The organism is uncultured Microbacterium sp., from assembly GCF_947632095.1.
Lineage (GTDB): Bacteria > Actinomycetota > Actinomycetes > Actinomycetales > Microbacteriaceae > Microbacterium.
This window is the reverse complement of sequence record NZ_CANROA010000008.1, coordinates 34,580-48,190: the sequence shown is the minus strand read 5'-3', so window position 1 is coordinate 48,190 and position 13,611 is coordinate 34,580. Positions and strand designations below refer to the sequence as shown.

Below are 13,611 nucleotides of genomic sequence, written 5' to 3'. Positions count from 1 at the left end.
GGGCCCGATCAGGGGTATGGAGGGGAGGTTCCGATGATTCTTGTTCGACAGGAGATCGGCGAGGTGCTGAGGGACTTCCGCCTGCAGAAGGGGCGCACGCTCCGCCAGGTCGCGAGCAAGGCCTCCGTCGCGCTCGGATACCTCAGTGAGGTCGAGCGAGGCCAGAAGGAGGCGTCGAGCGAGATCCTCGCCTCGGTCGCCGAAGCCCTCGATGTCCCCATCTCGTTGATCATGCGCGAAGTCGGTGACCGAATCTCGGTCCTCGAAGGCATCCAGGTGTTCCCCGATGTCGTTCCCGACGACCTGGTCGCATCCATCGAGCCCGAACTCTCCCTGCACTGAGCGCGCACTTCTGATGCGACGCAGCGAGTTCCTTCGCGCGGTTGACCGGGAGTTCGGCGCACGAGCGCCCATGCTCACGACAGATCTTGTGCTCGACGCGGTGGGTGGCAGAACCGCCGCGCAGGCGCTCGAAGCGGGCATCGCTCCGCGCGATATCTGGGCGGCGCTGTGCGCCGAAACAGACGTGCCACTCGAACGTCGTTACGGTGTTGGTCGCCTCGAGCCCCAGAGAAACTGAGTCTTTCCCGGCGCCGTTCGTCATTTTTCGGCGTGTCATCGAATATGTGTTCGAAATACACGTAGAGTTCTGCACAAGTGGTTTCGATGCGCTGTTCTCCACCGTTCCTGGCCCTGCCGATCGAATGTCGGAGGCTCCGTCTACCGTGTTGAACAGGCCGAAAAGCCATACGCCTTGTCGGAGAGTCCGCCCCATCCGGGGCGGCCGCGACAGCCTACAGGCGGCACCATGCGAAACACGAGGAGCACATCATGCCATCAGCAGCAGACCGCGAGAAGTCCCTGGAATCCGCACTCGCCCAGATCGACCGTCAGTTCGGCAAGGGCTCGGTCATGCGCCTGGGCAGTGATGAGCGCGCGCCCGTGGCCGTGATCCCCACCGGCTCCATCGCCCTCGACGTCGCGCTCGGCGTCGGAGGCCTTCCGCGTGGCCGCATCGTCGAGATCTACGGTCCGGAGTCCTCCGGTAAGACGACTCTGACGCTGCACGCGATCGCCAACGCACAGCGCGCGGGCGGCATCGCGGCCTTCATCGACGCGGAGCACGCGCTCGACCCCGAGTACGCGAAGAAGCTCGGCGTCGACATCGATGCGCTGCTGGTCTCCCAGCCCGACACGGGTGAGCAGGCGCTCGAGATCGCCGACATGCTCGTGCGATCCGGCGCGATCGATCTGATCGTCATCGACTCGGTCGCGGCCCTCGTGCCCCGTGCTGAGATCGAGGGCGAGATGGGTGACTCCCACGTGGGTCTGCAGGCGCGACTCATGTCGCAGGCGCTGCGAAAGCTCACGGGTGGTTTGAACCAGACCAATACGACGATGATCTTCATCAACCAGCTGCGCGAGAAGATCGGTGTCTTCTTCGGCTCTCCCGAGACGACCGCCGGTGGAAAGGCGCTGAAGTTCTACGCATCGGTGCGCATGGACATCCGTCGCATCGAGACCCTCAAGGACGGCACGGACGCCGTTGGTAACCGTACGCGTGTCAAGGTCGTCAAGAACAAGATGGCTCCGCCGTTCAAGCAGGCCGAGTTCGACATCCTCTACGGTGTCGGCATCTCGCGGGAGGGCAGTCTGATCGATTTCGGCGTCGAGCACGGCATCGTGAAGAAGTCGGGCTCCTGGTACACCTACGACGGCGACCAGCTCGGTCAGGGCAAGGAGAACGCCCGTAACTTCCTGCTGAAGAACCCCGACATCGCCGCGACGATCGAGACGCAGATCAAGCAGAAGCTCGGTATCGGCGGCGCCGTGGCTGAAGAGGTCGCGGCTGCAGACGACCTCGCAAAGCGTCGTCCGGCGTGATCGACGTCGCACCCACCCCGGTGTTCGGATCGCGGGTGAGCTATGTCTGATCGGGGCGAGGGCGATCTCGCCCCGATCATTCCGCTGTTCGGCGGGCGGATGAAGCGAGCTTCGGAGCTCAGCGGGGGAGACGGCCCAGCGTCGGCCGGCGGATCTCGGGGCATCGGTGAGCCGTCGCATCCTTCCAGCTCGGCGATGGCCGTCAGCAGTCCGTCCGATGCGCAGCGTCGTCCGACGTTCCGCGTCATCGAAGACACTGATGAGGCCGATGAGACGCACTTCGAGGGGGGACGCCCCGGCGGAACCGCGTCGGACGGGCAGGGGGCGGTGGACTCCGAGGATGTCCGTCGTGCGGGCGAGCAGGCGCTACTGCGCAAGCTTCGCGCGCGTTCATTGTCCGTCGTCGAAGCGCGACAGATCCTTCGCGGCTGCGATCTCGACGCGGCTCAGATCGATGACGTGGTCGATGATTTCAGCGAGCGTCGCTACCTCGACGATGCCGAGCTCGCGCGTCAGGTCGTGATGTCCGGCGTGGAGCGCAAGGGGCAGGGCCGTGTGGCTCTCGCCCGTCTGCTTTCTCAGCGCGGCGTCTCGCGAGACATCATCGACATCGCGCTCGACGAGTTGCCTGATGACGACGCGGAGCGCGCTCTGGAGTTCGCACGGACGAAGGCTCGGTCGCTAGCCCGGCTCGACTACGAGACGGGGCTGCGGCGTCTGCTCGGACAATTGGCGCGTCGGGGCTATAGCGGGCCCGCCGCGATGAACGCCGCGCGCACCGCGCTCAAGGAAGCGGCCTTCGGGGGCCCGGCGACCGGCGTCCGGTTCGTCGAATCCGACTGACCCCTCGCGGTCATCCCGCGTTGATCGCGAAGAGATCGGAGGCGATAGCGAACAGCTCCGCCTCCGTCTCGGCATCGATCGGCTCCGCGTCCGACCCCAGGACGACGACGGTCATGATGCTGCCATCGGCGCGGACGGCCCGCCACGAACCCGTGATGACACCGAGATTCGATCCACCCTTGTACGAGACCGACGGCCACGCTGCGGGGTCGACCACGACGCCGGGATTCTCGGAGAGTGCGGTGCGGATGACGGGATCGGCATCGCCATGTTGGGCGAGGATCGCGTGGAGCTCGGCGATGTCCTGGGCGGACGCGAACCATTCGAGACCGTATTGCCAGGCCACACGCTCATCGATGTCGTCGACATCGATCTGGAATTCCCGCGTGCGGAGGACCTCCAGGACTTCGCGCCGGACGCTCTCATCCCCGTCCGCCCAGGCATCCTGCAGGTCGACATGTCCGCCCCACACCAGGTCGAACATCTCCCGGGTCGTGAGGAATGGGTGCATCAGTTCGGGCTCGTGGTGGTTCCCAGCCTCAACCGCGTGCTCGACGGCTTCGCGTCCGAGAAGCTCGACGAGCATGTCGGTGGCTGTGTTGTCGCTGATCGCGATCATCTTCGTGGCGGCATCTTGAACGGTCACATCGGTGCCGTCAGGCAGGTTCTGAAGGTCTCCTGAGGGGAGGCTGCGCACCGCATCCGTGACGGTGATGTTGTCATTCCAACTGATGTCACCCGCTGAAACGGCCTCTGCCAGCGCCTCGAGGACGTACAGCTTGAAGACCGAGCCCAACGGGGCCGGCGCTTTCTCATCGATGGACATGATCGTCTCGTCATCGATCTGCACCAGCACGCGAGCGGTGAGGGGGAGAGCGCCGAGGCGTTCGGCGACATCATCGTTGGAGACGGCGGGTGTGCGCTGGGGCGTCACCGGCCCCAGGAAGAGCCCGCCGATGAGCTGATCATCGTCGATCGAGATGCTCAGATCGAACGGTTCGCCCAGCGCGCCGGCGACCGTGACCACCGCTTCGGTTTCCGTGCCGCGATAGGCCGTCACCTCGAGCGGACGGGCCGGCCGGATCTGCGTGTTGATGAGGGAAGCAACGTCCTCGGCACCGACTTCGGCTTGGAACTGCGCGCTGAGCCGGCTTTCCCATGCCGTCGCGGTGGTGTCGTCATCCGCGTTCATCTCGTCCAGCACCCACTGGGCGGCATCACCGACCGGGGTCGACGGAATCGAGGTTGAATCGGAATCCTCCGGCGCCTCTGACTTCGCCGCGCAGGCAGTGAGGAGCAGCCCCGCGACCGCGATGATCGCGATGATGGTCTTCTTGCGCATGTGATTCGGATCCTCGTTCCTGTGATGGGTGCTGGTCTCCAGGCTAGAGAACGATGGGGCCGGAGGGCATCCGTCGAAAGGGGGATTCCCGCATGGTCCGCCGGGACCGACCGGCTCGTAGAATGGAGGAATCATGTCTGCCCTTTCCTCTGAACCGACGATCATCGCGGCCTCCTCTGCTGCCGTTGACGCCGACGGTCATCAGCGAACCTATGAAGTGCGCACGTTCGGGTGCCAGATGAACGTTCACGACTCCGAGCGGCTCTCCGGTTCGCTCGAGAGCGCCGGATATGCCCGTGCCGAGGCGGGCAGCGAGGCGGATGTCGTGATCATCAACACCTGCGCGGTGCGCGATAACGCCGCCGGCAAGCTCTATGGCACGCTCGGGCATCTGGCCGCGGTCAAGCGCCGCAAGGAGGGCATGCAGATCGCCGTCGGCGGCTGCCTGGCGCAGATGGACAAGGACGCCGTGCAGCAGAAGGCCCCATGGGTCGATGTGGTCTTCGGCACGCACAACATGGGGTCGTTGCCGGGCATGCTCGAGCGTGCCAAGCACAATGGCGAGGCCGAGCTCGAGATCCTCGAGTCCCTCGAGGTCTTCCCGTCGACGCTGCCGACGAAACGCGATTCCGCCCACAGCGGCTGGGTGTCGATCTCGGTCGGCTGCAACAACACGTGCACGTTCTGCATCGTGCCGCACCTGCGCGGCAAGGAGAAGGATCGACGCCCCGGTGACATCCTGAATGAGATCCGTCTGCTCGTCGAGGACGGCGCGATCGAGGTCACGCTGCTCGGCCAGAACGTGAACTCCTATGGCGTCGAGTTCGGCGACCGCCAGGCCTTCAGCAAGCTGCTGCGCGCAGCGGGGGAGATTCCCGGTCTCGAGCGCATCCGTTTCACGAGTCCGCACCCGGCGGCGTTCACGGATGATGTGATCGATGCGATGGCAGAGACGCCGAACGTCATGCCGCAGCTGCACATGCCCCTCCAGTCGGGCAGCGACAGCATCCTCAAGGCGATGCGCCGCTCTTATCGCAGCTCCAAGTTCCTCGGGATCCTCGATCGCGTTCGCGAGCGCATGCCGTATGCGGCGATCTCGACCGACATCATCGTCGGGTTCCCCGGCGAGACCGACGAGGACTTCGACGACACGATGCGCGTCGTCGAGCAGGCGCGTTTCGCCAACGCGTTCACGTTCCAGTACTCGATCCGCGAGGGCACGCCCGCGGCGACCATGGAGGACCAGGTCCCCAAGGAGATCGTGCAGGAGCGCTACAACCGGCTCATCGCCCTGCAGGAGCGCATCTCACTCGAGGAGAACCAGAAGCAGGTCGGCCGAGAGGTCGAGGTGCTCGTCTCGGTCGGCGAGGGCAAGAAGGATGCCGAGACGCACCGCTTGACCGGCCGCGCTCAGGACAACCGTCTCGTGCACTTCGAGGTGACGCCCGGCTCCGACCTGCCGCGGCCCGGCGATGCGGTCACCGTGACGATCACGCACGGTGCTCCGTTCCATCTGCTCGCCGATGATCCGACCGGTGCGCCGCTGCGCATCCGGCGCACCCGCGGCGGCGACGCCTGGGATCGTTCGCAGGCCGAATCGTGCGGCGTCCCTGCGCCGGCCGGTGCGAGCGGCGCTCCGCGCGCAGTGTCGCTGGGGCTGCCGACGCTCCGTGTCGGCGGCTGAGCCCGGCGTGAGGCTCTGGGCGGTCGTCGGTGCGACGGGCACCGGTAAGAGCGATCTCGCGCTCGATCTCGCGGAGGTACTGCGTGCTCAGGGCAACCCGGCCGAGATCGTCAACGCGGATGCCATGCAGCTCTATCGCGGCATGGACATCGGCACGGCGAAGCTCGCGATCGATGAGCGGCGCGGCATCCCGCATCACCTGTTCGACGTCCGAGAGGTCACCGAGGAGGCCGCGGTCGCCTGGTATCAGCCGCTCGCGCGGGCCGCGATCGAGGAGATCTTCACACGCGGCGGTGATGCGATCCTCGTCGGCGGGTCGGGGCTGTACGTCTCGAGCGTGATCTACGACTTCCGCTTCCCGCCGCGGGATGCCGCCGTCCGCGAGCGCCTCGAGCGCGAGCTCGACGCACTTGGCGCCGGTGCACTGTTCGCCCGTCTGCAGGCGGACGACCCCGCCACGGCGGCGCGCGTCGACCCGAAGAACGGCCGGCGCGTCATCCGGGCGCTCGAAGTCCTCGCGCAGGGCGCCGAGAACCACGGCGCAGCCCTTCCGGATGCGCCGGTGCTCTGGCATCCGGACACCCGCATCCTCGGCATCCACGTCGACCGTCCCGCACTCGTCGAGCGCCTCGATCGCCGTGTCGACCGCATGTGGGAGCAGGGCATGCTCGCCGAGGTCGAGGCGCTGCGCGAGGCGGGTCTCGAGGCCGGCACGACGGCGCCCAGGGCGATTGGTTACGCGCAGGCGCTCGCGCAGCTGGCGGGGGAGAAGACCGAGGCAGAGGCGATCGCGGAGACGCAGGCGCTCACCCGCCGCTACGCCCGTCGCCAGGTGTCGTGGTTCAAGCGGTACCCGACCATCGAGTGGATCCCGCCGATGTCGGATGCCGGTGGCATCCTGGCCGGATGAAGACTCACTACTACACGGCGACCAGCCTCGACGGATTCATCGCGACGCCCGAGCACCCGCTCGACTGGCTCCTGCGCCAGGACATCGACCTCGACGGACCGATGGCCTATCCCGCGTTCGTTGATCGGATCGGCGCGCTCTCGATGGGGGCATCGACGTTCGAGTGGGTGATGCGCCACGAGGCCGGGCGCTGGGGCTACACGCAGCCCGCCTGGGTGTTCACGCACCGCGATCTCGCGCTGCCCGACGGGGCCGATGTGCACCTGACCTCGGCCCCGGTGCACGAGGTGCACGCCGCGATGACGGCGGCAGCAGGGGACAAGGACCTCTGGATCGTCGGAGGCGGCGATATCGCAGGACAGTTCGCCGACGAGGGACTGCTCGACGAGGTGTGGCTGCAGTACGCACCGGTGATGCTCGGCGCCGGTGCGCCGGTGCTTCCGAGGGAAGTCGATCTCGACCTGGTCGACGTTGCGCGCAACCGCGACTTCCTCTGCGGTCGCTACCGGGTCCGGCGCGCGGCGCCGAACACGAAATAGGCGGAAGGGCGAATGTCGGCTCCGGGACCCTTGCCCCCCGACGCGAGGGCCCGTTCGGCACCTCATAGGCTCGTACAGTGAGCTGGAAGGTGCGCGCGTTCGCGCGAGAAGACACGGATGCCGTCATCGAGCTGTGGCAGGAGACCGGGCTGACCAGGCCCTGGAACGATCCTCGGCAGGACATCGAGCGCAAGCTCCGCGTGCAGCCCGAACTGTTCCTCGTGGCCCACGACGAGAAGACGGTCCTCGGTTCCGTGATGGCGGGATACGACGGGCATCGCGGATGGATCTACTACCTGGCCACGACGCCTGCGCGTCAGGGCGAGGGCATCGCCCGCGGTCTTCTCGCCGAGGCGGAACGTCTGCTCGCCGCCATGGGGTGCCCCAAGGTGCAGCTCATGGTCCGCACCGAGAATGAGGCCGTGCTCAGCTTCTACGACGCCGTGGGCTACGAGAGCTTCGACGTGCGCAACGCCGGGAAACGCCTCATCGCCGACATGTGAACAGTCGGCGTTGCGGAACGTCTTTAGACTGAACGCATGGTCGCATTCACCAAGGGGCACGGCACCGGCAACGACTTCGTCATCATCCCCGACCCGGACGGTGAGCTCGATCTCACGGCCGAGCAGGTCGCGGCCCTCTGCGACCGGCACTTCGGCATCGGCGCCGACGGCGTGCTGCGCGTGGTGCGCTCGACGGCCATCGACGCGGGGGCCGCGGCTCTCGCCGAGGAACCGGACGCCGAGTGGTTCATGGACTACCGCAATGCGGACGGCTCGATCGCCGAGATGTGCGGCAACGGGGTGCGTGTCTTCGTGCACTATTTGGTGCGCAGTGGTCTTGCCACGATTGAGCCCGGTTCCACGCTGCCCATCGGCACGCGTGCCGGCGTCCGTGATGTGACCGCCAGCGCCAACGGCTACCAGGTCGACCTCGGCCGGTGGAAGCTCGCCGACGGCGAGCCCCTCGCCAAGGCCCGCGGCCTCGATGTGGCCCGACCCGGTCTCGGGATCGACGTCGGCAATCCGCACGTCGTCGTCGCCCTGGCATCCGAGGAAGAACTCGCAGGCCTCGACCTCTCCTTCATCCCCGAACTCGACCCGGCGCCTGTATCGGGAGCGAACGTCGAATTCGTGGTCCCCGGCGAACCACTGGTCCGCGACGGCGTGGGACACGTCTCGATGCGTGTCTTCGAGCGCGGCGTGGGGGAGACCCTGAGCTGCGGCACCGGTGTTGCGGCCACCGCCCTCGCGGTGCGGCACTGGGCCGGCGAGCGTGCACCGCACAACTGGCAGGTCGAGGTCCCGGGCGGCACGCTCGGCGTGCGCATGTTCCCCGCCGAGGACGGCGAGCACGTCGCCCTCTCGGGTCCGGCCCAGCTCGTCTACAGCGGCACGATCGAACTCGCCTGATGTCGAGGCCGGCACCGGCCGTGAAATGAGTCGCTTCATGACATGCAGACGTGACGGCGACCGGGCTCATGCCCGACGATGGTGCCTATGAGCAAGCAGATCCGTTTCAACGCCTTCGACATGAACTGCGTCGCGCACCAGGCTTCGGGCATGTGGCGTCACCCGCAGGACCGCTCCGCCACGTACAAGAAGCTCTCGTACTGGACGGATCTCGCTCAGCTGCTCGAGAAGGGCCGATTCGACGGCATCTTCATCGCCGATGTGCTCGGCACCTACGACGTCTACGGCGGCTCGAACGAGGCGGCCATCCGCCACGGCGCCCAGGTTCCCGTCAACGACCCGATCCTCACCGTCAGCGCCATGGCCGCGGTCACCGAGCATCTCGGCTTCGGCGTCACGGCGGGCACCGCGTACGAGCATCCGTATCCCTTCGCTCGTCGCATGACGACGCTCGACCACCTCACTGATGGCCGCGTCGGCTGGAACGTCGTCACCGGCTACCTGCCCTCCGCCGCTCGAAACATGGGGCACGAGGACCAGCTCGAGCACGACCAGCGCTACGACATCGCCGACGAATACCTCGAGGTCGTCTACAAGCTCTGGGAGGGTTCCTGGGAGGACGATGCGGTCATCAACGACCGCGAGAACGGCGTCTTCACCGACCCCGCGAAGGTGCACGACATCGAGCACCACGGAAAGCACTTCACCGTCCCCGGCATCCACATCTCCGAGCCGTCTCCGCAGCGCACCCCGGTCATCTACCAGGCGGGCGCGTCACCGCGCGGCATCGCGTTCGCAGCGGGCAACGCCGAGGCGATCTTCGTGGCCGCCCCCACGAAGGCGCGCCTCGCCGAGACGGTCAAGCGGGTCCGCGACGGTCTCGAAGCCGCCGGCCGCGACCGCTACTCCGCCAAGATCTACACGCTGCTCACGATCATCACCGACGAGACGAGTGAGAAGGCTCAGGCGAAGTACGAGGACTACCTGCAGTACGCCAGTGACGAGGGCGCTCTCGTGTTCATGTCGGGCTGGATGGGCGTCGACCTGTCCCAGTTCGACCTCGACGAGCCGATCGGCAACGTCAAGAGCAACGCGATCCAGTCGACCGTGGCGAATTTCCAGCAGGCCAACGACGACGGCAAGGAATGGAAGGTGCGCGATATCGCGCGGCTCGGCAACATCGGGGGCCTCGGGCCCCGTGTCGTCGGCTCTCCCGCCGAGGTCGCGGACTTCCTGCAGGACTGGGTCGAGGAGACCGACGTCGACGGCTTCAACCTCGCCTATGCGATCACACCGGGCACGTTCGAGGACGTCGTCGAGTTCATCGTCCCCGAGCTCCAGCGTCGGGGCGTCTATCAGACCGAGTACACCCCCGGAACCCTGCGCCACAAGCTGCACGGTGACGGCGATCGACTGCCGGACACGCACCGCGGCGCGTCGTACAGCCTGCGTCAGCGCACCGGCGTCTGATGCGACGATGCCCCGGGAGGATCTCCCGGGGCATCGTTGTCAGACGAGGTCGATGGGTTCGGTCGGAGGATTGCCGTGCCGGCGGACCTTCAGCACGCGGAAACCCTTCGCCGTCGCAGCACGCGAGATGCTGTATCCCTCGTCGAAGGTGGCGTCCATCCAGCGCTGCAGCGAGTCGGAGCCGAGGTTGCGCTGCACGACGAGGTAAGCGTCGCTGCGCTCGTCCAGACGAGGGATCCACTTCTGGAGCATGTCGTGGAGCACACCCTTGCCGACCCGGATCGGCGGGTTCGAGCGGATGGTCCGGAAGACGATGTCTTCGGGAACGGCATCGGGCGTGACGGCCCTGATGTTGGTGAGGCCGAGTGCCTCAGCGTTTCGGCGCACGAGATCCAGGGCGCGCTCGTTGACATCGACGGCCCAGATCGTGGCATGGGGTGACGCCAGCGCCATCGTGATGCTGATGGGGCCCCAGCCGCTTCCGAGGTCGAGGAAATCACCGCTCGGCGGGAGCGGAGGCATATTGGCGAAAAGGACTGCTGTTCCGGCGTCGAGGCGGTCGGGACTGAAGACGCCACCGGCGGTGGTCACCTCGAGTTCGCGTCCTGCGAGCGTCACCGTGATGGTGCGCAGGTTCTCCGCACTTGCCGGGGCCGCAGTGAAGTAATGATCAGACCCCATACCGTGAGCGTACCGGAGAGGCGGGCTAACATTGAGGCGCCGCACACAGAAGGCAGAGGATGACGAAAGCCACAGAAGATACCAACTCCGACGACACGCTGGACCGGGTGCTCGCGAGCGCGGACAAGCGCACGCAGGTGAGGGTGTTCGGTGACGCGCAAGCGCTGCAGGATGCGTCGACTGCGGGGCATGCGGACAGTGACGGCGACCAGTGGGATCTCGCCGATCGTCATGCGCTGCGCCGTGTCGCGGGCCTGTCGACCGAGCTCGAGGACGTCACCGAGGTCGAGTACCGGCAGCTGCGCCTGGAGAACGTGGTTCTCGTCGGTGTGTACCCGCAGGGCGCGCAGGCGGATGCCGAGAACTCGCTGCGCGAGCTCGCCGCCCTTGCGGAGACTGCGGGGGCCGTCGTGCTCGATGGTGTGCTGCAGAGGCGTCCGCACCCGGATCCGGCGACCTATGTCGGCCGGGGCAAAGCGGCGGAGCTGAAGGACATCGTCGCCGCGACGGGCGCCGATACCGTCATCGCCGATACGGAGCTCGCTCCGAGCCAGCGCCGTGCGCTCGAGGACGTCGTGAAGGTGAAGGTCATCGACCGCACCACGGTGATCCTCGACATCTTCAGCCAGCACGCCAAGAGCCGCGAGGGCAAGGCCCAGGTCGAGCTCGCCCAGCTCGAGTACCTGCTGCCGCGTCTGCGCGGCTGGGGCGAATCGATGAGCCGCCAGGCCGGTGGCCAGGTCGGTGCCGGCGGGGCCGGAATGGGCTCGCGTGGTCCGGGTGAGACGAAGATCGAGCTCGATCGACGCCGCATCCGAACCAAGATGGCGCTGCTGCGGCGTCAGATCCGGGATTTCGCCCCGGCACGAGATGCGAAACGGGCGGAGCGCAAGCGCAACACCATTCCGTCGGTTGCGATCGCTGGGTACACGAACGCCGGAAAATCCAGTCTGATGAACGCGATCACGCACGCGGGCGTGCTGGTCGAGAACGCCCTGTTCGCGACCCTCGATGCCACCGTGCGTCGCACGGAGAGCGCGGATGGGCGCGTCTACACGCTCACCGACACCGTGGGCTTCGTGCGCAATCTTCCGCATCAACTGGTCGAAGCGTTCCGCTCGACGCTCGAGGAGGTCGGGGAGTCCGATATCGTCCTGCACGTGGTCGACGGCGCGCACCCCGATCCGTCCGGACAGCTTCAGACGGTGCGCGATGTCATCGGCGACGTCGGCGGTCGCGACCTGCCGGAGATCGTGGTCTTCAACAAGGCCGATCTCCTGACCGACGACGACCGCCTGGTTCTGCAGGGGCTCGAGCCGCGCGCGCACTTCGTGTCCTCCCGCACGGGCGAGGGCATCGAGCAGTTGCGTATCGCGATCGAGGAGGCGTTGCCGAAGCCGGCGGTCGAGGTGCGAGCTCTCATTCCCTATGATCGCGGCGATCTGGTCGCGGCGATCCACGAGACCGGGATGCTGTTGTCATCCGAGCACGGCGAGCACGGCACCGAGGTGCACGCGCATGTGTCGGAGCGCCTGGCGGCGGAACTCGCGCCTTTCACCCGCTGAGCGTGTTGCTCAGGAGGCGGTGAAGCGGGCTTCGACCGTCGCCGAGACGACGATGTCGTCGGGTTCGTACGACATCGCCGGCGCGCTTTCCCCGACGGCGAAGGCGGCCGCGCGGACCTGCAGGCCGGGCTGTACCGCGCGCGGCGCCGAGATCATGCCGACGTCGGCGATCTCCTGCGGCACGACCGAGGTCAGCCCGAGCGCCGTCGCGTATGCCTCGGCGCGGGCCACAGCGACGCCGACGGCTGCCGCGGCGACCTCTTGCTCGATGCGAGCGCGCGTGTGCGGGGTCAGGGCCCAGCTGACATGCCCGATCTCGAGGCCGTCCTCACCGGACATCTCCGATACCCATAGGGAGAGCTCGGATGCTTCGGCGAAGGTCGCTGTGAAGTCGACCGAGGCGCGGTAGACGGTGGCGAGGCGCTTGCCCTCGTTGTTCCAGGGGCGGTCGCCGCGCACGCTCAGGCGATTGCTGCTCCATTCGACGAGGGTTTCCGCCTCGACTCGCTGCTCGAGGCCCGCTCGCAGGGGTTCGGCGCGGCGGAGAGCCTCGGTGACGACCGCGGCACGATCGTGGCCATCGGAGGAGACGGTGAGATGGATGGTGGCGCGTTCGGGGGAGACGCGGATCTCGTTGTCGCCCCGCACGGTGATGGTGACATCGCTCATGGCAGAGACTCTACGGCAGTGCCCGGCGCGCGCGGGGAATGGCGTCGGTCGCGGATCCGTTGTAGTGTGTGATGCTCGGGCACTTCGGTTTCCGAGATGGTAATTCCACAGAGTGACAACGGCACCTTCAGATGAAGGACCCCGGGGCTGATCGGTTTCGACAGCGCCTGTGAATCCACGTGAAGCGGGCCGAGGATGCAGGGTTATCTCGTGAACGCCCCCTGCAAAAACATAGTTGCCGAATCCAAGCGCAACGACTTCGCCCTCGCTGCATAAGCGAGCCCGATAGTCCGTCAGACCGTATGTGATCCCGATACGGACCCTGGCGTCATCTAGGGATCTTGCTGCGTGACGGCGTCTGGACGTCACGCGGGACTCTTCCCAGGCTGGGCTTGTCGACTTAGGTGTCTGTGACAAAGGTCGGAGCCGAGTAGAACGTCTGCACAGACTGCGCCCGGAGAAGCCGCGGAGGCTCAGCGTTGGACGGGGGTTCGATTCCCCCCAGCTCCACCAGCCGTTGTCATTGTGAGAAGCCTCTCGATCCCTGTACGCACAGGGATCGAGAGGCTTTTTCATTTCTGCGCCGAGGGGCGACCAGTTGGTCTCGCTATG

14 protein-coding genes and 1 other RNA gene are annotated in these 13,611 nt (G+C 66.7%); 12 read left to right on the top strand and 3 right to left on the bottom strand.

Annotated elements, in window-relative coordinates:
- The first annotated feature begins 33 nt into the window (after positions 1–33).
- The 4 genes from Q0Z66_RS04155 to Q0Z66_RS04140 all read left to right on the top strand — a co-directional run bounded on the left by Q0Z66_RS04155 (position 34) and on the right by Q0Z66_RS04140 (position 2,727).
- On the top strand, positions 34–342 hold the full coding sequence (locus tag Q0Z66_RS04155; RefSeq protein WP_298038109.1) for a helix-turn-helix transcriptional regulator: 309 nt from the start codon (positions 34–36) through the stop codon (positions 340–342).
- A gap of 13 nt (positions 343–355) precedes the next feature.
- Positions 356–580 carry a DUF3046 domain-containing protein gene (locus Q0Z66_RS04150; protein ID WP_298038106.1) on the top strand — a complete coding sequence of 75 codons (225 nt, stop codon included), beginning with the start codon at positions 356–358 and terminating at the stop codon, positions 578–580.
- Positions 581–831: 251 nt separating this feature from the next.
- Positions 832–1,884, top strand: coding sequence for a recombinase RecA (recA, locus tag Q0Z66_RS04145; protein ID WP_298038103.1), 1,053 nt, complete (start codon positions 832–834; stop codon positions 1,882–1,884).
- Between the two features lie 42 nt (positions 1,885–1,926).
- Entirely contained in the window at positions 1,927–2,727 is an 801-nt protein-coding gene (locus Q0Z66_RS04140; protein ID WP_298038101.1) for a regulatory protein RecX, read from the top strand.
- Positions 2,728–2,737: 10 nt separating this feature from the next.
- On the opposite strand, the gene Q0Z66_RS04135 is transcribed toward Q0Z66_RS04140, so the two are convergent.
- Complete coding sequence (locus Q0Z66_RS04135) at positions 2,738–4,069, bottom strand: Cpe/LpqF family protein (protein ID WP_298038099.1); 1,332 nt, start codon at positions 4,067–4,069, stop codon at positions 2,738–2,740.
- A gap of 133 nt (positions 4,070–4,202) precedes the next feature.
- On the opposite strand from Q0Z66_RS04135, the gene miaB reads away from it, so the two are divergent.
- From miaB to Q0Z66_RS04105, 6 genes are all read left to right on the top strand, one after another.
- Positions 4,203–5,753, top strand: a complete 1,551-nt coding sequence (gene miaB, locus Q0Z66_RS04130; protein WP_298038098.1) for a tRNA (N6-isopentenyl adenosine(37)-C2)-methylthiotransferase MiaB — start codon at positions 4,203–4,205, stop codon at positions 5,751–5,753.
- Between the two features lie 7 nt (positions 5,754–5,760).
- On the top strand, positions 5,761–6,663 hold the full coding sequence (gene miaA / locus Q0Z66_RS04125; protein ID WP_298038096.1) for a tRNA (adenosine(37)-N6)-dimethylallyltransferase MiaA: 903 nt from the start codon (positions 5,761–5,763) through the stop codon (positions 6,661–6,663).
- Positions 6,660–7,202: a dihydrofolate reductase family protein gene (locus tag Q0Z66_RS04120; protein WP_298038094.1), complete on the top strand. Its 543-nt coding sequence runs from the start codon at positions 6,660–6,662 to the stop codon at positions 7,200–7,202. Before miaA ends, Q0Z66_RS04120 begins: the two co-directional genes overlap by 4 nt.
- A gap of 77 nt (positions 7,203–7,279) precedes the next feature.
- Positions 7,280–7,705 carry a GNAT family acetyltransferase gene (locus tag Q0Z66_RS04115; RefSeq protein ID WP_298038093.1) on the top strand — a complete coding sequence of 142 codons (426 nt, stop codon included), beginning with the start codon at positions 7,280–7,282 and terminating at the stop codon, positions 7,703–7,705.
- Between the two features lie 36 nt (positions 7,706–7,741).
- On the top strand, positions 7,742–8,614 hold the full coding sequence (gene dapF / locus Q0Z66_RS04110) for a diaminopimelate epimerase (RefSeq protein WP_298038092.1): 873 nt from the start codon (positions 7,742–7,744) through the stop codon (positions 8,612–8,614).
- Positions 8,615–8,701: 87 nt separating this feature from the next.
- Positions 8,702–10,084, top strand: coding sequence for an LLM class flavin-dependent oxidoreductase (locus tag Q0Z66_RS04105; protein WP_298038089.1), 1,383 nt, complete (start codon positions 8,702–8,704; stop codon positions 10,082–10,084).
- A 39-nt stretch (positions 10,085–10,123) separates the two neighbouring features.
- On the opposite strand, the gene Q0Z66_RS04100 is transcribed toward Q0Z66_RS04105, so the two are convergent.
- A complete protein-coding gene (locus Q0Z66_RS04100; protein ID WP_298038087.1) occupies positions 10,124–10,765 on the bottom strand; it encodes a methyltransferase in 642 nt (213 codons plus the stop codon).
- 59 nt (positions 10,766–10,824) lie between these two features.
- Between Q0Z66_RS04100 and hflX the strand changes: the two genes are divergently transcribed.
- Entirely contained in the window at positions 10,825–12,330 is a 1,506-nt protein-coding gene (gene hflX / locus Q0Z66_RS04095; RefSeq protein ID WP_298038085.1) for a GTPase HflX, read from the top strand.
- 9 nt (positions 12,331–12,339) lie between these two features.
- On the opposite strand, the gene Q0Z66_RS04090 is transcribed toward hflX, so the two are convergent.
- Positions 12,340–12,999 carry an SIMPL domain-containing protein gene (locus Q0Z66_RS04090; protein WP_298038083.1) on the bottom strand — a complete coding sequence of 220 codons (660 nt, stop codon included), beginning with the start codon at positions 12,997–12,999 and terminating at the stop codon, positions 12,340–12,342.
- Positions 13,000–13,142: 143 nt separating this feature from the next.
- On the opposite strand from Q0Z66_RS04090, the gene ssrA reads away from it, so the two are divergent.
- Positions 13,143–13,512, top strand: a transfer-messenger RNA (tmRNA) gene (gene ssrA, locus Q0Z66_RS04085).
- Positions 13,513–13,611 lie beyond the last annotated feature (99 nt).

Bases quoted from the DNA above. Each gene is read 5' to 3' on its own strand.
- Q0Z66_RS04100 (WP_298038087.1), bottom strand. From the start codon at position 10,765: ATGGGGTCTGATCATTACTTCACTGCGGCCCCGGCAAGTGCGGAGAAC.
- dapF (WP_298038092.1), top strand. From the start codon at position 7,742: ATGGTCGCATTCACCAAGGGGCACGGCACCGGCAACGACTTCGTCATC.
- Q0Z66_RS04090 (WP_298038083.1), bottom strand. From the start codon at position 12,999: ATGAGCGATGTCACCATCACCGTGCGGGGCGACAACGAGATCCGCGTC.
- Q0Z66_RS04140 (WP_298038101.1), top strand. From the start codon at position 1,927: ATGTCTGATCGGGGCGAGGGCGATCTCGCCCCGATCATTCCGCTGTTC.
- miaB (WP_298038098.1), top strand. From the start codon at position 4,203: ATGTCTGCCCTTTCCTCTGAACCGACGATCATCGCGGCCTCCTCTGCT.
- Q0Z66_RS04105 (WP_298038089.1), top strand. From the start codon at position 8,702: ATGAGCAAGCAGATCCGTTTCAACGCCTTCGACATGAACTGCGTCGCG.
- Q0Z66_RS04150 (WP_298038106.1), top strand. From the start codon at position 356: ATGCGACGCAGCGAGTTCCTTCGCGCGGTTGACCGGGAGTTCGGCGCA.
- hflX (WP_298038085.1), top strand. From the start codon at position 10,825: ATGACGAAAGCCACAGAAGATACCAACTCCGACGACACGCTGGACCGG.
- Q0Z66_RS04120 (WP_298038094.1), top strand. From the start codon at position 6,660: ATGAAGACTCACTACTACACGGCGACCAGCCTCGACGGATTCATCGCG.
- Q0Z66_RS04135 (WP_298038099.1), bottom strand. From the start codon at position 4,069: ATGCGCAAGAAGACCATCATCGCGATCATCGCGGTCGCGGGGCTGCTC.
- recA (WP_298038103.1), top strand. From the start codon at position 832: ATGCCATCAGCAGCAGACCGCGAGAAGTCCCTGGAATCCGCACTCGCC.
- Q0Z66_RS04155 (WP_298038109.1), top strand. From the start codon at position 34: ATGATTCTTGTTCGACAGGAGATCGGCGAGGTGCTGAGGGACTTCCGC.